The 19,210-nt window shown below is 65.5% G+C and carries 20 protein-coding genes; 17 read left to right on the top strand and 3 right to left on the bottom strand.

The window, feature by feature from the left end:
• Window positions 1-31: 31 nt before the first annotated feature.
• Window positions 32-436: a hypothetical protein gene (locus tag ABD53_RS12770; RefSeq protein WP_047866201.1), complete on the bottom strand. Its 405-nt coding sequence runs from the start codon at window positions 434-436 to the stop codon at window positions 32-34.
• Between the two features lie 142 nt (window positions 437-578).
• Here ABD53_RS12770 and ABD53_RS16130 point away from each other — a divergent pair, with 142 nt between their 5' ends.
• The 13 genes from ABD53_RS16130 to ABD53_RS12705 all read left to right on the top strand — a co-directional run bounded on the left by ABD53_RS16130 (window position 579) and on the right by ABD53_RS12705 (window position 12,001).
• Window positions 579-1,331 carry a 2-phosphosulfolactate phosphatase gene (locus ABD53_RS16130; RefSeq protein WP_053058048.1) on the top strand — a complete coding sequence of 251 codons (753 nt, stop codon included), beginning with the start codon at window positions 579-581 and terminating at the stop codon, window positions 1,329-1,331.
• Between the two features lie 111 nt (window positions 1,332-1,442).
• Entirely contained in the window at window positions 1,443-2,525 is a 1,083-nt protein-coding gene (locus ABD53_RS12760; protein WP_047866200.1) for a phosphotransferase family protein, read from the top strand.
• A gap of 2 nt (window positions 2,526-2,527) precedes the next feature.
• Complete coding sequence (locus ABD53_RS12755; RefSeq protein WP_235401607.1) at window positions 2,528-3,406, top strand: 3-hydroxyacyl-CoA dehydrogenase family protein; 879 nt, start codon at window positions 2,528-2,530, stop codon at window positions 3,404-3,406.
• Window positions 3,399-4,154, top strand: coding sequence for a 3-oxoacyl-ACP reductase FabG (gene fabG, locus ABD53_RS12750; RefSeq protein WP_047866199.1), 756 nt, complete (start codon window positions 3,399-3,401; stop codon window positions 4,152-4,154). Before ABD53_RS12755 ends, fabG begins: the two co-directional genes overlap by 8 nt.
• An 8-nt stretch (window positions 4,155-4,162) precedes the next feature.
• Window positions 4,163-4,618 carry a MaoC family dehydratase N-terminal domain-containing protein gene (locus ABD53_RS12745; RefSeq protein ID WP_047866198.1) on the top strand — a complete coding sequence of 152 codons (456 nt, stop codon included), beginning with the start codon at window positions 4,163-4,165 and terminating at the stop codon, window positions 4,616-4,618.
• On the top strand, window positions 4,615-5,091 hold the full coding sequence (locus ABD53_RS12740; protein WP_047866197.1) for a MaoC/PaaZ C-terminal domain-containing protein: 477 nt from the start codon (window positions 4,615-4,617) through the stop codon (window positions 5,089-5,091). The genes ABD53_RS12745 and ABD53_RS12740 overlap by 4 nt, the downstream gene beginning before the upstream one ends.
• 49 nt (window positions 5,092-5,140) lie before the next feature.
• Window positions 5,141-5,677 carry a PaaI family thioesterase gene (locus ABD53_RS12735; protein WP_053058047.1) on the top strand — a complete coding sequence of 179 codons (537 nt, stop codon included), beginning with the start codon at window positions 5,141-5,143 and terminating at the stop codon, window positions 5,675-5,677.
• Window positions 5,678-5,799: 122 nt separating this feature from the next.
• Entirely contained in the window at window positions 5,800-7,446 is a 1,647-nt protein-coding gene (locus ABD53_RS12730) for a long-chain-fatty-acid--CoA ligase (protein ID WP_235401603.1), read from the top strand.
• 123 nt (window positions 7,447-7,569) lie between these two features.
• The gene (locus ABD53_RS12725; RefSeq protein WP_047866196.1) at window positions 7,570-8,346 is read left to right on the top strand and encodes an SDR family oxidoreductase; all 777 of its coding nucleotides are present in this window, start codon (window positions 7,570-7,572) and stop codon (window positions 8,344-8,346) included.
• A 20-nt stretch (window positions 8,347-8,366) separates the two neighbouring features.
• Window positions 8,367-8,795, top strand: coding sequence for a hypothetical protein (locus tag ABD53_RS12720; RefSeq protein WP_047866195.1), 429 nt, complete (start codon window positions 8,367-8,369; stop codon window positions 8,793-8,795).
• 262 nt (window positions 8,796-9,057) lie between these two features.
• Window positions 9,058-9,483: a hypothetical protein gene (locus ABD53_RS12715; protein WP_047866194.1), complete on the top strand. Its 426-nt coding sequence runs from the start codon at window positions 9,058-9,060 to the stop codon at window positions 9,481-9,483.
• A gap of 256 nt (window positions 9,484-9,739) precedes the next feature.
• Window positions 9,740-11,089: a methylenetetrahydrofolate--tRNA-(uracil(54)-C(5))-methyltransferase (FADH(2)-oxidizing) TrmFO gene (gene trmFO / locus ABD53_RS12710; RefSeq protein WP_047866193.1), complete on the top strand. Its 1,350-nt coding sequence runs from the start codon at window positions 9,740-9,742 to the stop codon at window positions 11,087-11,089.
• A gap of 93 nt (window positions 11,090-11,182) precedes the next feature.
• Window positions 11,183-12,001 carry an SDR family oxidoreductase gene (locus tag ABD53_RS12705; protein WP_047866192.1) on the top strand — a complete coding sequence of 273 codons (819 nt, stop codon included), beginning with the start codon at window positions 11,183-11,185 and terminating at the stop codon, window positions 11,999-12,001.
• Window positions 12,002-12,049: 48 nt separating this feature from the next.
• Here the strand turns inward: ABD53_RS12705 and ABD53_RS12700 are convergent, their stop codons facing one another.
• Together ABD53_RS12700 and ABD53_RS12695 are read right to left on the bottom strand one after the other, a co-directional pair.
• Entirely contained in the window at window positions 12,050-13,006 is a 957-nt protein-coding gene (locus tag ABD53_RS12700; protein ID WP_047866191.1) for a D-alanine--D-alanine ligase family protein, read from the bottom strand.
• 6 nt (window positions 13,007-13,012) lie between these two features.
• Complete coding sequence (locus tag ABD53_RS12695; RefSeq protein ID WP_047866190.1) at window positions 13,013-14,338, bottom strand: aminotransferase-like domain-containing protein; 1,326 nt, start codon at window positions 14,336-14,338, stop codon at window positions 13,013-13,015.
• A 360-nt stretch (window positions 14,339-14,698) separates the two neighbouring features.
• On the opposite strand from ABD53_RS12695, the gene ABD53_RS12690 reads away from it, so the two are divergent.
• The 4 genes from ABD53_RS12690 to ABD53_RS12675 all read left to right on the top strand — a co-directional run bounded on the left by ABD53_RS12690 (window position 14,699) and on the right by ABD53_RS12675 (window position 18,841).
• The gene (locus tag ABD53_RS12690; RefSeq protein ID WP_160309694.1) at window positions 14,699-15,271 is read left to right on the top strand and encodes a non-canonical purine NTP pyrophosphatase; all 573 of its coding nucleotides are present in this window, start codon (window positions 14,699-14,701) and stop codon (window positions 15,269-15,271) included.
• A 123-nt stretch (window positions 15,272-15,394) separates the two neighbouring features.
• A complete protein-coding gene (locus tag ABD53_RS12685; protein ID WP_047866188.1) occupies window positions 15,395-16,450 on the top strand; it encodes a thiamine pyrophosphate-dependent enzyme in 1,056 nt (351 codons plus the stop codon).
• A gap of 1 nt (window position 16,451) precedes the next feature.
• Entirely contained in the window at window positions 16,452-17,450 is a 999-nt protein-coding gene (locus ABD53_RS12680) for an alpha-ketoacid dehydrogenase subunit beta (protein ID WP_235401600.1), read from the top strand.
• Window positions 17,450-18,841 (top strand): dihydrolipoamide acetyltransferase family protein, encoded by a 1,392-nt coding sequence (locus ABD53_RS12675; protein ID WP_047866187.1) that lies wholly within the window; start codon window positions 17,450-17,452, stop codon window positions 18,839-18,841. The genes ABD53_RS12680 and ABD53_RS12675 overlap by 1 nt, the downstream gene beginning before the upstream one ends.
• Window positions 18,842-19,210 lie beyond the last annotated feature (369 nt).

Here is a 19,210-nt window from a genome sequence, read left to right as displayed (position 1 = left end):
CACGGAACTGCCGGGCCCTCCGAGTAACCGGCTAGCCGGCGGCGCGCTCGTATACGGGGCCGTTTTCTCCGGATCTCACCCTGAGATAGCCTTTCTCCGCCATGCCGGCGAGTAGCTCCGAGGCTTCCTCTTCGGAGAGTGAGGTCTTCTCCGCGGCCTCTGCGGGGCGCAGCCCACCGGCGTTCCACACCGCCGCCATGAGCTCCCTTTCCGCGGACGAGAAGGATGGAGGCTGCCCGGTCCCTGGCGTCTCGGGCGTCTTGGGGGCTCGCGGGGCCGTGAGGCTCACTATAACGCCCGAGAGCAGGGCGACCGCCGGAAACATCGCGATCAGCATCAGTCTCTGGTCCACCAGCTGACCCGCTACTATGCCCGCCGCGATACACGCCACCCCGAGCACCAGCCTGAGGTAGGGGAAACGATTCTTGCTATCCAAGCCGGCGATCCTCCGGGTGACGACTCCCGCTCACGGACCGGATTATATTCCGGCGACCCCGGATGGGCCGGCGCGCGGGCGTCGCGTGTCCGGCGGGGCGGAGTTATGTAAGATAGCGCCCGTGCGGAGGATCAGGGTTCTCATGACGCGGGAGGAGGTGTCGCCGGAGAGGATCGCCGACGCCACGGTCGTCGTCATAGACACCTTTCTGGCTACTACCACGCTCCTGACCATCTTCGAGAACGGCGCTCGCCGGGTCTTCCCGGTGGACAGTCTAGAGGAGGCTGCGGAGATCGGCGCGAGTCTGCCCGAGACCCCGATCTACGGCGGCGAGCAGGACGCCCGGGACATCGAGGGCTACGATTGCGGGCCGTTGCCCGAGGAGTACCCGCCTTCGCTGGTCTCCGGGCGGGATGTGATCTTCGTAACCACGAATGGCACCCGCGCCCTCTCGGCGGCCGCCACGGCCCGGGAGCTGCTGGTCGGTTGCCTCCGCAACGCCCCGGCGGTGGCGGATTACCTGCTGCGCGCCGACCCGGAGAAGCTGTACGTAGTCTGCGCGGGCTCCGGAGGACATTTCACGCTGGAGGACTTTCTCGGGGCCGTGGAGATCACGTCCCGACTGGATCCGTCCGGCGTCAACTCCGGGGCCAGGCTCAACGATGCCGCCCGGCTCGCGCTGGACTCCGCCCAGAGACTCGGAGACGATCCTCTGGGAGCCCTCCGCGAGAGCCGGGCCGGACGCTGGTTCGCGGGTAACGACCGTGAAGAGACGCTCCGGTTCGTCGGAGACGTGGGGGCTAGCGGCCTGGTCCCCGCCGTGCGGGACGGAAGCCTGTTCCGCCTGGATTCCGGGAGCCCGCAAGAGCCGCGCCCCGCGCCGGAGAGAAGTTAGCCGGGAAAGGAGAAAACGATGCACCCGACAGTTGTGACAAATCTGACGACCCGGAAGAGAGAGTGGGCCCTGGTGTCCCGCAAGCCCGCCGACGAGAGAGACGGAGCCTAGATGTCGGAGACGATCAGGGTCCGCGAGGGAGAAGGCTTCGACCTCGCGGCGGTCGAGCGTTACCTGCGGGAACACATAGACGGTCTCCCCGCCGGTGAGCTGGAGGTCGAGCAGTTCCCCTCCGGCGCGTCCAACCTCACGTATCTGCTGCGAATCCGCGACGAGAGCGGCGAGGGTAACGAGCCAGCCTGGGAAGGCGTGCTACGCCGCCCGCCGTTTGGCCCGGTGCCGCCCAAGGCCCACGACATGGGCCGCGAGTCCGGCATCCTGGCGCGGCTGTCGGAGAGCTATCCGCTCGCGCCCGCCCCGTACTTCTTCTGCGACGACGAGAGCGTGATAGGCGCGCCCTTCTACGTAATGGAGCACCGCAAGGGCCTCGTGCTGGACGCCGAGTTCCCGCCCGGAGTAGAGCCGGACGAGGAGCTTTGCCAGGGCATCTCGCGCACCGTGGTGGATACGCTCGTCGAGCTCCACGCCGTCGACTGGGAGGGGGCGGGGCTGTCGGACCTCGGGCGGCCGGAAGGTTTCCTCCAGCGTCAGGTGGAGGGTTGGATCGGGCGCTACGAGAAGGCCAAGACCGACGAGTATCCCGAGGTGGAGCCGCTTACCCGCTGGCTCGCAGAGAACGTGCCCGAGAGCCCGCCGGCCACCATCATCCACAACGACTTCAAGCTAAACAACCTCGTCCTCGACCCCGGAGACCTGACCGACGTGCGGGCAGTCCTCGACTGGGAGATGACCACCATCGGAGACCCGCTCTTCGACCTCGCCGTCTCGCTCTCCTACTGGGTCGAGCCCGACGATCCGGAGGACCTCAAGGAGGTCTTGCCGACCGTCACCGACACCCCCGGATTCTTCACCCGGGAGGAGTTCATGCAACGCTACGCCGAGAAGAGCGGCCGCGACCTGTCCGCCATGGACTTCTATCTACCCTTCGGCTACTTCAAGCTCGCCGTGATCCTGCAGCAGATCTACGCCCGCTACGTCGCCGGACAGACCTCCGACGAACGCTTCGCCTCGTTCGGTAAACGCGTCCAGAGCCTGATCCAACACGCCTACGAACTCTCTCGGAGAGGGGAGTAACTTTGTCGCAAAACATAAGCACGATAGGCGTGCTGGGTACGGGTACGATGGGCGCGGGCATAGTCCAGGTCGCGGCGCAGGGCGGCTACGGGGTCGTCGCGTGCGACAGCTCCGTCGAGGCGCTCGAAGGCGGTCAGCGGTACGTGCGGGAGGGGCTACAGAAGCTAGCCTCCAAAGGGCGTCTACCGGAGGATGCCGAGACGGTGTACGGGCGGGTCTCCTGGACCACCGACGTGGTAGAGCTTGGCGGCTGCGGCGCGGTAATAGAGGCGATAGTCGAGCGGGTGGAGCCCAAGAAGGAGGCCTTCGCCGCTTTGGACGTGCTGCTGCCGGCGGAAGCCCTGCTGCTCACTAACACCTCGTCCATCTCCATAACGGATCTCGCCTCCGCAACCGCGCGCCCCGACCGGGTCTGCGGCACGCACTTCTTTACCCCGCCGCCGGTCAGGGAGGCGGTAGAGGTGCCGAGGGGGTATCACACGAGCGACGAGACCGTTGAGCGCGTGAAAGAGCTAATACAGAGCTTCGGCAAGCTGCCGGTCGTGGTCGAGGGCGACGTGCCCGGTTTCGTGGCTAACCGCTTTCTGATGCCGTTCATGCTCGAAGGGGTGAGGCTGTACGAGCAGGGTGTTGCGAGCAAGGAGGAGATAGACCTCCTCGTCAAGAAGGGGCTCGGCTTCCCCATAGGTCCGTTCGAGCTCGGGGACTTTATCGGGCTGGACGTGGCGCTCGACGTTACGGACTACGTGCACGAGGAGACCGGCGACCCGTACTACACGCCTCCGAACTCTCTGAAGCGTCTGGTGCGGGCCGGCAGGCTCGGACACAAGACCGGCGGCGGATTCTACGATTCCGGGGAGGGGAACGAAAGCGGTGGGTAGGCTGGAGGGCCGCGCGGCACTGGTCACCGGCGCGGCGCGGGGCATAGGAGCGGCCATAGCCCGGCGCTTCGCCGGGGAGGGCGCGAGGGTGTGCGTCGCGGATCTGGACGGGGACGCCGCCGCGGGTACCGCCTCCGGGCTGCCCGGGGAGTCGTACGGGGTCTCGCTGGACGTCTCGGATCGCGAGTCGGTGGACCGGGTGGTTGAGGAGGCAGCGGAGCGCCACGGAAGCCTGGACGTCCTGGTAAACAACGCGGGAGTCACCCACGATAACCTGCTCTTCAGGATGACCGACGAGGAGTGGGCGTCGGTGATGGACGTGCACCTCGCAGGAGCCTTCTACTGTTGCCGGGCGGCGCAGCGTTACATGGTTGACGGCGGGTACGGCAGGATCGTGAACATCTCCTCCACGAGCGCGCTCGGAAACCGCGGGCAGGCCAACTACTCGACCGCCAAGGCCGGGCTGCAGGGCTTTACCAAGACCCTGGCCGCCGAGCTCGGGCGGTTCGGCATAACCGCCAACGCCGTGGCACCGGGCTTCATAGAGACCGAGATGACCCGGACCACCGCCGCCCGGCTGGGGTACGAGGACTTCGAGGAGTTCGCGGCCCTGCGGGCGAAGGAGATACCCGTCGGGCGCGGCGGCAGGCCCGAGGACGTCGCGGCCGCCGCGCTGTTCTTCGCCTCCGAGGAGGCGTCGTTCATAAGCGGCCAGGTGCTGTACGCCGCCGGCGGGCCAAAGGCCTAGAGGGTAGCTTGGCGCTTTTCGAGGAGTATGTCGGGCGGTGCTCGGAGCCCGTGGAGAACCCGGTGGAGCGGGTCGCGGTGCGCCGTTTTGCCGAGGCCATAGGCGACCCGAACCCGGTCTACACCGACCCGGAGGCGGCCCGGCGGAGCGTACACGGTGGGCTCATCGCGCCGCCGACCTTCCCGCGCACCTTCGAGTATGGCTCGGTGCCCGGCGCCGAGCTACCGCTGGAGGGTTTGATCCACGGCGGCCACAACACGGTGTACGAGCGGCCGCTGTACGTCGGAGAGAGTGTCGTGTGCCGGGTCGAGCTGAAACGGTCCTTCGACCGTGAGGGGCGTAGCGGCAGGCTCGGGTTCCTCGTGTTTGAGCGCACCGGCGAGACGCCGGAGGGGGAGCGCATCTTCACCTCAGACGACACCGTGGTCGTTACGGAGCAGGTGCGGGAGAGGCTGGCGCGGTGAGCGGGGCGAGAGCGCCGGGGTCGCGCTGGGAGGCCGGCGAGGAGTTGGAGGAGATCGAGCTAGAGCCGATCACCCGCCTCGACCTCATAAAGTACGCCGGGGCCTCCGGCGATTACAATCCCATCCACACCGTTGACGAGGCCGCCCACGAGTCCGGGCTGCCCGGGATAATAGCTCACGGTATGCTGACCGCCGCCACGCTGGGGCGTCTGTTCTCGCCGCATCTGGCCTACGGGTACGTGAGCAGCCTCGACGTGCGCTTTACGGGCATGGTCCGGCTCGGAGATACCCTGCGCGTCGGCGGTACGGCGACAGGTCTCAAAGAGGCCAAGGAGGTCAAGGGCGGCATGGAGGCACGGCGCGGACCCGACAGGTTTACGTACGGCTTCGAGGTGTACGCCAGGACCCCGTTAGAGACGATGATTACCGGCACCGCGGAGTTCGTGGAGCCCATCGTCCACGAAGCCGGATAACCCTGGTAGCTCACCAGCCTAATTAGATCACTATCAGCGGGAGGGAACGATGCCAGAAAACTCAGAGAGCCCGGAGGACGGTCGCTTGTCGCAGGGTGAGAAGGCGGATCTGGAGGAGCTCAAGAAGGAGGCGGTGGAGAACGGCCTGGATACCGGAGCCCTGGACGAGGAGCGGCTCACGAAGCTCGCCCGGTACTTCGACGAGGCGATCTCCTTCTCCCGCCACATAGGCTCCAGGGTCGAGAAGGTCGAGCCCGGCCGGGCGATACTGTACATAGACGTCGAGGATCATCACCTAAACGGCAACGGCACCTTGCATGGCGGCGTCTACGCCTCCCTGATAGATAACGCGATGGGCATCTCCGTGCTCTCGAAGGTCGGCCTGCGGGCGGCGACCATCCAGATGGACACCCGCTTTCTCGGCCCGGTGAACGGCGGTCGCATAATCTGCCACGCCGAGGTGCTGCACCGCACACGCCGCATGGCTACCGCCCAGGGCAGCGTCTATGACGAGGAGGGGAACCTGGTGGCGATGGGCACCGGCACCTTCCGCGTCTTCGAGAGCGAGGGCGTCACCAGCGTGTGAGCCTCGGTCCAAAGGCTGTCCGCAACGTTCGCAAGATATCATTTTTGATTATAGTATCTGGTATGTGGGAAGGACGCGCCGCCGGCCGGTAGTGGTCCGCGGCCCTTTTGGAAGGAGAAGTTTTGGCTGCTACGGAGAAGCCGTGGATAAAGCACTATGCGGGGTTCGCGGAGCCCGAGACCGAGATACCGGAGGGTTCCCTGACCGACCTCTTGAACGAGGCGTTGCAGGAGCACTCGGATAAGACGGCCGTCACGTTCTACGGGCGTCAGATCTCGTTCCAGGGGCTCGGGCAGATGGTCGAGGGGTTGGCCGGGGCGCTACACGAGAGAGGCGTGCAGAAGGGCGACCGGGTGGCCGTGATGCTGCCGAACTGCCCGCAGTACATCGTCTCGTTCTTCGCCACCGTGCGGCTCGGGGCGACCGTCACCCAGCTAAACCCGATGTACGTCGAGCGGGAGATCGAGCACATCCTCTGGGACTCCGGAGCGAAGAAGGTGATCGTCTACGCCGACATGTACCCTCGGGTAAAGGCCGTCCAGTCCGAGACCGGCGTTGACGAGGTCATCGTGGTGGACCTGCAGGGCTCGGCAGAGATACAGGAGGAAGACAGCCTCTTCGACGACTACCTGAAGTCGGCATCCGGGGCCGCACCCGGCGTGGAGATAGACCCCGAGGAGGACCTCGCCGCCCTGCAGTACACCGGCGGGACGACCGGTCTCTCAAAGGGCGCGATGCTCACGCACCGCAACCTCATGGCCAACGTCTCCCAGACCCTGGATCTGTTCATAGACGATCAGTCGGCCTTCTCTAACAACGAGAAGATCGTGGGCGTCCTGCCGTACTTCCACATCTTCGGGCTGACCTGCGTGATGATGTTCGGCATCCGGCAGGGGCTGAACCAGCTGCTCGTGCCGCGCTTCGAGGCGCGGGAGATGGCCGAGCTCGTAAAGCGCGAGGAGCCGGTGATGTTCGCCGCGGTGCCCACAATGTACACGGGCCTCGCCGCCCTCGAAGACCTCGCGGACTACGGCTTCGACAGGATCCGCACCTACAACTCCGGTGGCTCCGCCTTGCCCGTGGAGCTCGCCCGCTCCTTCGAGAGGAAGACCGGCAAGACGCTGTACGAGGGCTACGGGCTCTCGGAGGCCTCCCCGGTCACCCACTTCAACCCGCCGTTTCTCGGCGACAATCGGGAAGGTTCCATAGGCGTCCCGATCCCCTCGACCGACTCAAAGATCGTGGACTCCGAGACCGGCGAGAGGGAGATGCCCGTCGGGGAGCCCGGCGAGCTCGTCGTAAAGGGTCCGCAGGTGATGAAGGGTTACTGGGGTATGCCCGAAGAGACGGAGAACACCCTCCGCGACGGCTGGCTCTACACCGGCGACGTGGCCCGCATGGACGAGGAGGGCTACTTCTACATCGTGGACCGCAAGAAGGACATGATCCTGGCCAGCGGCTACAACGTGTACCCGCGGGAGATCGAAGAGGTCCTCTTCGAGCACCCCGGCGTCTCCGAGGCGGTCGCCGTCGGCGTGCCGGACGAGTACCGGGGCGAGTCGGTCAAGGCGTTCGTCGTCCGTCACGGCGGCTCTGCCACGGAGGAAGAGATACTGGAGTTCTGCAAGGAGCGGCTCGCCCCGTACAAGGTGCCGAAGTCCGTGGAGTTCCGCGAGGAGCTTCCGAAGTCCACCGTCGGCAAGCTCCTGAGGCGCGTGCTCGCCGACGAGGCAGAGGCTGAAGCCGCGAGCCCGCCCTCCCCGAGCTAGAGGGGTATGGCGGAGCGCCGAGGGCGGTCGCCCACCCGGCGTTTCGAAGTTCCGGTAGGATACGCGGGTACACACGCGGGTATGTATGCGGGTATCGTAGGACGTGATCAGGGAGGAGCTTTTTTGAATACGTTGGATCTCTTCCGGCTCGACGGCCGGACCGCCATCGTGACCGGCGGTGGCCGAGGCCTCGGGCGCTACATGGCCGAAGCCCTGGCCGACGCCGGGGCGAAGGTCGTCCTGTGCTCGCGAAAGAAGGAAGCCTGTGACGAGGTAAAGGACGAGATAAACGGGCGCGGCGGGCAGGCGATCTCGATGTCCTGCGACGTCTCCGACCCCGAGAGCGTGCAGGCCGTCGTGGACGCCGCCGAGAGCGAGTTCGGCGGCGTGGACATCCTCGTGAACAATTCCGGCGCGACCTGGGGAGCCCCGCCGGAGGAGATGCCCCTCGACCGCTTCGATCAGGTGGTGAACGTAAACCTGCGCGGCACCTTCATAATGGCCCAGACGGTCGGCAAGCGCATGATCCGGCGCGGCTCGGGCGGGAGCATCATAAACATCGCCTCCGTGGCCGCGCTCTCCGGCGGCCGGCCGCCCTACATGCAGACCGTGGGCTACAACTCCACCAAGGGCGCCGTGGTCTCCATGACCCGCGACCTCGCCACCAGCTGGGCCCAGTACGGCATAAACGTCAACGCCATAGCCCCCGGCTGGTTCCCGACAAAGATGTCCGGCGCGCTCATAGAGCGATTCGAGGACGAGATGCTGCGCGACATCCCGCTGCACCGCTTCGGCAGCCCCGAGGAGCTAAAGGGCGTGGCCGTCTTTCTCGCCTCTGACGCGGCCTCGTACATGACCGGCCAGACCGTCTCCGTGGACGGCGGCGCGACCGCCTGGTAACAGCGGAGCGGGGATAGAACGTGATCGGGCGGCGCTACGGACGAAGCCTCAGGGCGGCGGTGGGTTCGAGCGCCGCCCCCTACGGCTTTACCCTCGCGGTGTGGACCACGGGCGCCGTGATCATTGACTCCCAGGGACTCCCGAGCGCGATAAACGCCCTCTCATTCGCGGCGGGCTCCGTGCTCGCCTTCGCCTTCATCGGCTTTATGGCCTTCGGTGACTTTACCGGCGACAACGGCGAGAAACGACCCAAGACCTCGCTCTGGGGAAACTTCCACTTCCTGTCCGTCGGGCTCGCCATCGGGGCCGCCGTGCTCGTTACGAGCCTCGTACACACGGACCTCGTCTGGCTGCTCGCCACCTTTGCCTCCACCGCCTGCTACCTGCTCGCTCTCGGCGCGGAGTTTACCGCCGCCGAGGGCCGGTACTACGGCGACGGCGAGCACTAACGTAAGCGGCCGGGGCCGCGTATTAGCCGCTAGAGCCCCGCGGAAGATAGGGAAACGTCCAGATTAACCGGTGTCTGGACGCGTTGCCCGTAAAACGTCCGGGCCCGATTTGTACCATCGTTGGGGATGCCGTACGTCTTGCCCGTGTCTCGTTCTTACGAAGCTCACGATCCCTGCCCGGGAGGCGGCCTCGTGGGGGGGCTGGGTTTATTCGGCTCTCGGAGGGGTAAACGGGCAGAGAGGGCTAGCGGAAAGGGGAGACGTGGAAGGCCACGAGTACTGGAGGAACCTGCGCTCGGCGATCGGCACCAGCGCCGCCCCGTACGGCTTCACGCTGGCCGTCTGGAGTACCGGCGCGGTCACGTCGAGCTTTCGGAGCTCACCGGGTCCTCCCCAGGTCCTGGTGTTCATCGTGGGGGTGGTACTGGCCTTCGCGGTGGTCGGGGCGCTGGCCTACGGTGGCATCCGGGGGCACTCTGGCGGGCAGTTGCACAGCGTAGAGCTCTGGGGCAACTTCCACATCCCCGCCGTGGGCCTGAGCGTGGCGGTGGCGACCCTGACCGGGTATCTCGTGAGCAGCGGCCTCGCGTGGTTTCTGTGCCCTTTTCTCGCCACGGGCACGTACCTGAGCATGCTGGGCCTGGAGTTCACCCTCGCCGAGGACAAGGACTCCGAGGAGCAGAGCTGAGCGCTAGAACCCCCGGATGCTCCGCCAGGTCGCATCTGGCACCATGGTTTCCCCTCTGAGCCTCCCGGTCTCCGGCCCCGCCCCGGCTCACCCGCGGTCCCCGCTCCGGGAGCCTGCTATGCTCGCAAAGCTCTGTTTGAAATCCCGCTACCCTGACGTAGAATGCGCGCCAGCGGAACGCGGGCAGAGCGTGGCGTGGCGCTGCACGGCGCTGCATGGCGCTGCATAGTGCAAACGAGACGGACGGGGTCTGGACATGGCGGATGTAACGGTGATCGGTGGGGGGCTTGCCGGTAGCGAGGCGGCGTGGCAGGCGGCGGAGGCCGACTGCTCGGTCGAGCTCTGGGAGATGCGTCCCGAGAAGCCCACGCCGGCGCACCACACCGAGGGCCTGGCGGAGCTCGTGTGCTCCAACTCTCTGGGCAACCTCTCGCTAACCACCGCGTCCGGTCTTTTGAAGGAGGAGCTGCGCAGGCTGGGGTCCATGATCCTGCGCTGTGCCGACAGGACCCGCGTCCCCGCCGGCGGCGCGCTCGGCCTGGCCCGCGAGGACTTCTCCGCCGCCGTCACCGAGGCGATTGAGTCCCACCCGAACATAACGCTCGTTAGAAAAGAGATGCAGGAGATCCCGTCCGGTCCGACCGTGATCGCGACCGGCCCGCTCACCTCGGACGCGCTGGCGCATCACATAGCCGAGCTATCCGGCGAGACGCTGTACTTCTACGACGCCGCCTCCCCGATAATCTTCCGCGAGTCCGTGGACGAGGAGAGGGTCTACCTCGCGAGCCGCTACGACAAGGGTGAGGCCGCCTACCTCAACTGCCCGATGAACGAAGAAGAATATTACGCCTTCGTCGAGGAGCTGACGAACGCGGAGCTCGCCCCGATAAAGGACTTCGAGGAGGACATGTACTTCGAGGGCTGCATGCCCGTCGAGGTCATAGCCGGCCGCGGCCCCGAGACCCTGCGCTTCGGCCCGATGAAGCCCGTCGGGCTGCCCGACCCGCGAACCGGCGAGGAGCCCTACGCCGTCGTGCAGCTCCGTCAGGACGACGCCGAGGGCCAGCTATACAACCTCGTCGGCTTCCAGACCCGGCTCAAGTGGCCCGAGCAGCGGCGCGTGTTCCGCACGATCCCCGGCATGGAAAACGCCGAGTTCGCGCGCATGGGCGTGATGCACCGCAACACCTACCTCCCCTCCAACCGGATGCTCACCGAGACGATGCGCGTCCGCTCGGGTGACTCTGGAGGCCCCCCGCTGTACTTCGCCGGACAGCTGACCGGCGTGGAGGGCTATACCGAGAGCTCGGCGATGGGTCTCATCGCGGGGGTAAACGCCGCCCGCGCCGCCCGGGGCGAAGAAGAGGTACGGCTGCCGGAGGAGACCATGATCGGGGCCCTCTCCCGCTACATCACCGTAAAGGACGGCACCCTACAGCCAATAAACTCCAACTGGGGCCTCGTCCCGACCGCCCCGAAAAAGGAGAATGGCCGCCGGCTCTCGAAGCCCGAGCGCCGTGAGCGCCAATCCGAGATGGCCCTGGCGGAGTTGGATCGCTTCGTATCGGAGTCTTCGGCCGTGGCGGCGGAAGAGGCCGTAAGCTAGAGCGTCGCGGCCCTGTTTTATCTGACGTAGAGGATTGATAGTTTAGACTCGGGTACTGGGCCTGCTTAGCTATCCAAAAGGACAGGAATTACCTTGACCAAGACATGGTTTATCACCGGTGCGTCGAAGGGCTTTGGACGGGAATGGGCGGAGGCCGCCCTGGAGCGGGGAGACAGGGTGGCCGCGACCGCCCGTAAGCTCGATACCCTGGATGGGCTCGTCGACGCCTACGGCGATGCTTTCCTGCCGATACAGCTCGACGTTACCGACCGCGACGCCGACTTCGACGCCGTGAAGAGGGCCGCGGACCACTTTGGCCGGCTCGACGTGGTCGTGAACAACGCTGGCTACGGGCACTTTGGCATGGTCGAGGAGCTCAGCGAGAGTGAGATCCGGGGCCAGATGGAGACGAACCTGTTTGGTGCGTTGTGGATCACGCAGGCGGCGCTGCCGATCATGCGCGAGCAGGGCTCGGGACACATCATCCAGGTGTCGAGCATCGGCGGCATCAGCGCGTTCCCGACGGTCGGCGCATACCACGCTTCCAAGTGGGCTCTCGAAGGATTCTCTCAGTCGCTCTCACGGGAGGCTGCGGGCTTCGGCATCAACGTAACCCTGATAGAGCCCGGCCCGTACTCGACGGAATGGTCCGGAGCGTCCGCGGCGAAAAGCGAGGAGAACCCGGCCTACGCTGAGGTCCGTGAGGCGGCAAAGAACCGTCCGTCGGCCGCCAGCCCGGGCGATCCGGCGGCGACCCGGAGCGCGATCCTCAAGGTGGTAGACGCCGAAGAGCCGCCGCTGCGGATCTTCTTCGGCGAGAAGCCGATTGAGATCGCAACCGAGGACTACGAGTCGCGCCTGGCCGAGTGGAACGAGTGGCAACCCGTCTCGGTCGAGGCCCACGGGGGTTAGAGAGCACACCCATAACGTTGCCCCATCCGCGACAAGAAGCGGGTTGAGCTACAGCTTGGCCGTCGCCTCCGTGTGGAGGGCGCTTTCAAGGATGGTCTCGACGAGGTCGTCGAAGGAGAGGCCCGCCGCCTCGGCGGCGATGGGTAGCGTGGAGGTCTCGGTAAAGCCTGGAATGGAGTTGACCTCTATCACCCAGGGCGTGTCGTCCGACAGGATCATATCCACCCGCGCAAATCCCGAGCATCCCAGGGTGCGGTAGGCGTCGAGCGCGGCCTCCTCGACCTTCACCGCCGCCTCGGCCGGGATCTCGGCGGGGATGGCGAAGTCGGTCATGCCGGGGGTGTAGCGGGCCCCGTAGTCGTAGGCCCCGTCCTGGGGCCTTATCTCGACCAGGCCGAGCGCGCGCGGGGGCTCGCCGTGAGGCTCTATTACGGGGACCGTGATCTCGGTCCCGGATACCAGCTTCTCCAGGATGATCTTGGCGTCGTAGCCGAGGGCCTCGTACGCGGCGTCGAGCAGACCTTCCCCGGACTCCACGGTCGAGATGCCCATCCCGGAGCCGCCGCGGGCGGGTTTTACGAGCAGCGGATAGCCGATTGACTCCGCCGCCTCCTCCAGCGCGCTCGCCGCGCCCATCTCGCGCATGGCGCGCCGGAGGAAGGTGCGAAAAGGCGGGGTCGCGACGTTCCCGGCGAGCATCATCCGTTTGGCGTAGTCCTTGTCCATCGAGCGGATGCTGGAGAGCGGGCCGCTGCCGGTGTAGGGGATGCCGAGGGTTTCGAGCACCGCCTGCACCGTGCCGTCCTCGCCACCGACGCCGTGCAGGCACACGAAGGCGGCGTCTGGGCGGCTCTGCATCAAGGTATCGGTGGTGCTCTCGTCCAGGTCCAGGCTATGGACCTCGTGTCCAAGACGCTCCAGCGCCCGGCGTACACGGGTGCCGGTCACGATGGAGATCTCCCGCTCCATCGAGTGCCCGCCGGATAGGACGGCTACCCGGGCCATCTACCGCTACCCGGACTTTCTGCTGGAGGACTTCTCCGCAGCCTGTGAGGCTTGCGAGGCGTGCGAGCCCGAGTGTGAGCCACGTTCCAGGCTGCCGCGCAGCTCCATGCGCTCCCGGATCACCTCCGCCAGAAGCTCGATGCCGCGCCGGATCTTGTCCGACTCCACGAACGAGAAGTTCAGCCGCATGCAGTTCTTGCCCTCGTCTCCGGCGTAGAAGCCCTCGCCGGGGACGTAGGCGACGTTCTTTGCTATCGCCTGGGGCAGCATCGCCGTGGCGTCTATGTAGCTCGGCAGGGTGGCCCACACGAAGAGCCCGCCCTCGGGGTGGGTCCAGTGCACGTCCTTGGGCATGAACTCCGCTAAAGCGTCGAGCATCGCGTTGCGCCGCTCGCGGTAGATGTCGTTCAGGCGGTTCACGTAGCCACGCCAGTCCGAGTTCTGGAAGAAGGAGGAGATCATCATCTGCGAGAGGTTCGAGGAGCAGAGGTCCGCTCCCTGCTTGCCGACGTTGATCTTGTGCAGTATCCCCGGCTGGGCGTGGACCCACCCGAGCCTCACGCCGGGGGCGAATATCTTCGAGAAGGTCCCCAGATATACCACCCGCTCGACCTCGCCGTTGTCTTCCTGCTCCAGCGAGGCGAGCGTGGGCAGGCTCTCGCCCTCGAAGCGGAGCATGCCGTACGGGTTGTCCTCCAGGATCACGAGATCGTACTCTCTGGCAAGCTCTAGTAGCTCCCGTCGGCGCTCTTTGGCGAGCGTCACCCCGGCCGGGTTCTGGAAGTTGGGCACGGTGTAGATGAACTTCACGTGTACGCCCTGCTTGCGCGCCTTCTCCAGCGACTCGCGGGCGGCGGCCGGGATCATGCCCGCACGGTCCATCGGGACGTGCATGATCCTGGGCCGGTAGGCGGCGAAGGCGTTGAGCGCCCCGGCGTAGGTCGGGCCTTCGCAGATTATCCCGTCACCCTCGTCCAGGAAGGTCTTCGCGACGAGGTCCAGGCCCTGCTGCCCTCCGGTGGTTATGAAGACGTCCTCCTGGCGCGTGGAGACTCCCTCGGCCTCCATCACGTCCACTATGACGTCCTTTATGGTCTCCAGACCGCCGGTCGGCCCGTACTGCAGGGCTTGGGCGAAGCCCTGGGCCACGTCGTCCGAGAGGTCCTTGAAAGCCTCCTCGCCGAATGCCTTGGTATCCGGGAAACCTCCGGCCAGCGAGATGATCCCGGGCCGCGATAGCGTGGCCATGAGGTCGCGGGTCGCCGCCGTTTTCATGCCTTTTACCCTGTTGGCGTACAGAAAGTCGAAACGATCCAGATCAACCAGTGCCATACCTGACTTACCTCTTCCCGGTAGCGTCTCTTACGCGGAGGTCACGGAATTAACGTGTACATCTCGTAAATACCTTGCACGAGCACCTACATAGCTACCTACACGACTATCTACATAAGTACCGCAAAAGCGCCGCGCCGGACCCGCATAAGATCTGGAGCGGGGATCTGCGGGGTAGACCCGACCCCCGTCTCGTTTCGAGCTTGCGACCCTGGCGACGAGCATGACGGCGACTGTACCATACGCGCCGCGCGTAGTATAGGTAAGCGTATAAAGCGACCGGGTCCGGCGCTGATGCCGGGCCGCGCCCGAAACCTCGCACCGTGAGATGATGCGCACATGGGAGCTATGGGAGCCGATGTGGAAGCCGACGTGGAAGCCGTATTCGTAACCTCGAACGAGAACAAGCGCCGGGAGGCGGCGGGCATCCTGGGCGTGGAGCTCCGCTCCGAGAGCCCCGAAGTGCCGGAGATACAGGCCCTGGACCCGCGGGAGGTCGCCGCAGAAAAGGCCCGCGAGGCCCGTCGCGCCCTGGGCTCTCCCGACCTCCCCGTGCTCGTCGAGGACTCCGGGCTCGTGATCGAAGCCTGGAACGGTTTGCCGGGGGCGTTTACCAAGTGGTTCATGTCCGCCGTCGGCAACGAGGGTATCTGCGGCATGCTGCGCGACGGCCTGCCCCGCGACGCCCGTGCCGTCTGCGCCGTCGCCATAGCCGCCGCGAACGGCGTGGAGGTCTTCCCCGGCGAGGTCTCCGGGAGCCTCGCCAGTGCTCCCCGCGGCGAGGGCGGCTTCGGGTGGGACGCCATCTTCATCCCGGAGGGAGACGCTCGCACCTACGCCGAGATGGGCGACGCCAAGCACGCCGACTCCCACCGCGCCCGCGCCTTCAAAGCCGCCCGCGAGCACCTTATAAGACTGCAAAAAGCGGAATGAGACCGGGGTATAGAAAAGTTTGATTCCAGATATAGGAAAAGTATATACTGCTTCGTGGAACGTACAACAGACAAAGGTATAGGGTAAGCTGCCGGGTGTGACCTCCAGGGAAGGGGACTCTTTATGTCAGAGGGTAAAAAGCAGGCCGAGAGTGGTTCCGTAGCCACGAACGGCGAGCGTCTCGTCGAGTTGTATCGCAAGATGGTCGAGATCCGCACCTTCGAGGAGGCGACTCAGAAGGGCTTCCGGCAGGGTAAGGTCGGGGGCTATCTACACGTCTACATCGGCCAGGAGGCGGTGGCGACAGGCTTCATCGACCACAAGCAGGACGGGGACAAGGTCATAACCGCCTACCGGGACCACGCCCACGCCCTCCTGCTCGGCGCGGACCCCAAGGAGGTCATGGCCGAGCTGTACGGCAAGGGCACCGGGATGGTCAAGGGCAAGGGCGGCTCGATGCACCTGTTCGACGTCGAGCGGGGCCTGATGGGCGGCTACGGCATCGTCGCCGGGCACATACCGCTCGGGGTGGGGATGGCCTACGCCATGCGCTACCACGAAGGTTCCGAGGAGTCTGATGAAGACTCGATGGTGCAGCTCTACCTCGGGGACGGCTCCATGCACAACGCCGCCTTCCACGAGGCCGCCAACCTCTCCGGGCTGTGGGGCAAGGAAGGCTGGAACCCGTGCCTGTTCATTCTGGAGAACAACCAGTACGGCATGGGCACCTCGGTGGAGCGGTCCACGGCGATGACCGACCTCGCCGCGAAGTTCGACGCCTACGGCATCGAGAACGAGAAGGTCGACGGCATGGACCTCGAGGCCGTGCTGGAGTGCGCCGAGAGGGTCACGCAGAAGGTGCGCGAGACCGGACAGCCCCACGCCGTGGACGTCATAACCTACCGCACCGCCCCCCACGGCGCGGGCGACTTCTTCGAGAAGTACCGCACGAAGGAAGAGGTCGAGCAGTGGCGCGAGCGCGATCCGATAGGGCTTCTGGAGAAGAAGCTGCTGGATAGAGAGGCCGTTACCGAGGGCGATCTGGAGGAGTACCAGAACGAGGCCCGCGAGACGGTGAACGAGGCCGTAAAGTTTGCCGACGAGAGCGAGGAGCCGGACATAAGCGAGCTCTACACCGACGTCTACGCCGGAGCCGACGAGTACATGGGGGAGGAGTAGGTTGGCTGAGAGCAGCGAAACAAGGACTTATCGTGAAGCCCTGCGGGCCGGGATGTCCGAGGAGATGGAGCGCGACGAGGACGTCCTGCTCATGGGCGAGGACATCGGCGTCTACGGCGGCACTCACCTCATAACCGACGGCCTCATAGACACCTTCGGCCCCAAGCGCGTAATGGATACTCCTATATCCGAGGGCGGCTTTACCGGGGCGGCTATCGGCATGGCGATGATGGGCCTGAAGCCTGTCGTGGAGATGATGACCTGGAACTTCTCGTTTCTGGCGGCGGACCAGATCATCCAGAACGCCGCGAAGCTAAGGTACTTCTCCGGCGGTCAGGTACAGGTGCCGATGGTCATTCGCGGCCCCAACGGAGGCGGCGTGCAGCTCTCCGCCCAGCACACCCACTCCCTGGAGAGCTTCTACGGCCACTTCCCGGGTCTGAAGGTCGTGGCCCCGGTAACCCCGAACGACGCCAAGGGCATGATGCTGACCGCCATCCGGGATCCGAACCCCATCATCTTCCTCGAAGCCGGCGCGCTCTACGGCACCAAGGGCGAGGTCGAGGACGGAGATAACGCCGTCCCCTTCGGGCAGGCGCGCATAGCCCGCGAGGGATCGGACGTGACGCTGATCTCCTACGGGCGGCAGGTGAACTTGCTGTTACGCGTCGCCGATACATTGGCGGACGAGGGTATACAGGCGGAGGTCATAGACCTGCGGAGCCTGAGGCCGTTCGACGAGAAGACCATCGTGGAGTCGGTCCAGAAGACCCACCGGGCCGTCGTGGTGCAGGAGCAGTGGAAGTGGTTCGGGGTTGCCAGCGAGGTGGCCGCCATTATCCAGGAGCAGGCGTTCGATCACCTCGACGCCCCCGTGGAGCGCGTGAGCGGCGCGGAGGTACCGGCACCGTACGCCAGGAACCTGGAGATAGAGGCGTTCCCGGGTGAGGAACAGGTGGCGTCGGCTGCAAAACGGGTGCTTTATCAGGAGGTGGTGTAATGCCGGAGGTCATTATGCCCAAGATGGGCGACGCGATGGAGGAGGGCACCCTCGTACGTTGGATCGTCTCCGAGGGCGACGAGGTGAATGAGGGCGACCCGCTCGCCGAGATAGAGACCGACAAGGTAACCCTTGAGCTAGAGGCCGAGAACTCGGGCACGCTGCACGAGCTCCGGGCCTCCGAAGGCGACAACATCCCCGTCGGCGACGCGGTGGCCGTGATCCTGGCCGAAGGCGAAGAGCCGCCCGCAGAAAGTGGCGCCGGAGGCGCTTCCGCGAGTGGCGGCGAGGCAGAGGCCGGCGGGGAAGAAGGCGCCTCAGGCGGCGGCGAAACGGCTACCGCGACCGGGAGCGGCGGAGGCGGCGAAAGCGCAGAGTCCGGGACACAGCCGGCGGCGCCTCCAGGAGATGGCGCGAACGGAAGCTCGAATGGACAGTTCCGCGCCTCCCCGATAGTCCGGCGGCTGGCGAAGGAGAACGACCTCGACCTCTCACGGGTAGACGGGAGCGGTCCCGCCGGACGCATCGTCGAGCGTGACGTGCGGGCCGCGATGGAGAGCGGCACCGCCAAGAGAGCGCCAGAGTCCGCGCCCGAAGAGACCGGAGACGGCCAGCAGCAGGCACAGCAGCAGGCACAGCCCCAGGCCGCCGCACAGTCTGCTCCCAGAGAGACGCAGCTACCGCCGCCGACCGGGGCGGAGGGGACCGAGATCCTGGAGACCTCCAGGATGCAGAAGGTCATCGCCGAGCGGATGCAGCAGTCAAAGCAGGAGGTCCCGCACTTCTACGCCACGGTAGAGGTGCGGATGGACGAGGCACTCGCCCTGCGCAAGCAGCTAAACGCGGCCCTCGAAGAGCAGGGGGACAAGCTCTCCGTAAACGACTTCGTAATGAAGGGCGTGGCGCTCGCCGTCGCCGGGTATCCCAAGATCAACTCTCTGTACACCTCTGAAGGCATCGAGGTGCACGAGACGGTTAACATGGCGATGGCCGTGGCGCTAGAGGCCGGACTCATTACCCCGGTCATAAAGGACTGCGCCGGGAAGTCGCTCTCGGCCATCTCCCGGGCCTCCAAGGACCTCGCAAAGCGCGCCCGCGACGGTAAGCTAATGCCCGACGAGTACCAGGGCGGCACGATCACGGTCTCCAACATGGGCATGTTCGGGGTGGAGAGCTTCTCGGCGATCATCAACCAGCCCCAGGCCGCGATAGTCGCCGTCTCCAGCATCCAGCGACGCCCGGACTTCGACGACGAGGGTAACGTCGTGGCGGCGAACATGATGAAGCTCACCCTCTCCGCCGACCACCGCATAGCGAACGGCGCGGAGGGCGCGCAGTACATGGCCGAGGTAAAGCGGCTGCTGGAGAGCCCGATGCTACTCGTAGCTTAAAGGTAAGTGGGTCGAGTCAGGATGTCCTCGCCAAGGTAGAGGACATCCTGATGATCTTACGATTTGATACTGCAGAGCTGCTATTACGTTTCCGAAGAGCCTTCTACTTGATAATAAAAACGTGGTTCAGTCCAGCCGTTTGTGACCAGGGTTTGTAACGTCGAAACTAACATAGCGCGAGCGAGGTTTACAGATTTGATCAACTGTTGGTTTTGTTCGTGTGCGTACTCGCCAATAGCCTCACAGCATGTTGCGGTAGAGATGGACTGGTGAGAACATCGCTGCATGAACGGTTACTCAGAAGACCTGCGAAGCAAGATAGCCACTGCCGTGGAGCGCGGGAGGTCAAAAGCCCAGGCTGCCCGGACC

This window comes from Rubrobacter aplysinae, assembly GCF_001029505.1.
In the GTDB taxonomy this organism is placed as follows: Bacteria; Actinomycetota; Rubrobacteria; order Rubrobacterales; family Rubrobacteraceae; genus Rubrobacter_A; species Rubrobacter_A aplysinae.
Note: the sequence above shows the minus strand (reverse complement) of the source record. Positions and strands in the feature narration are given on the sequence as shown.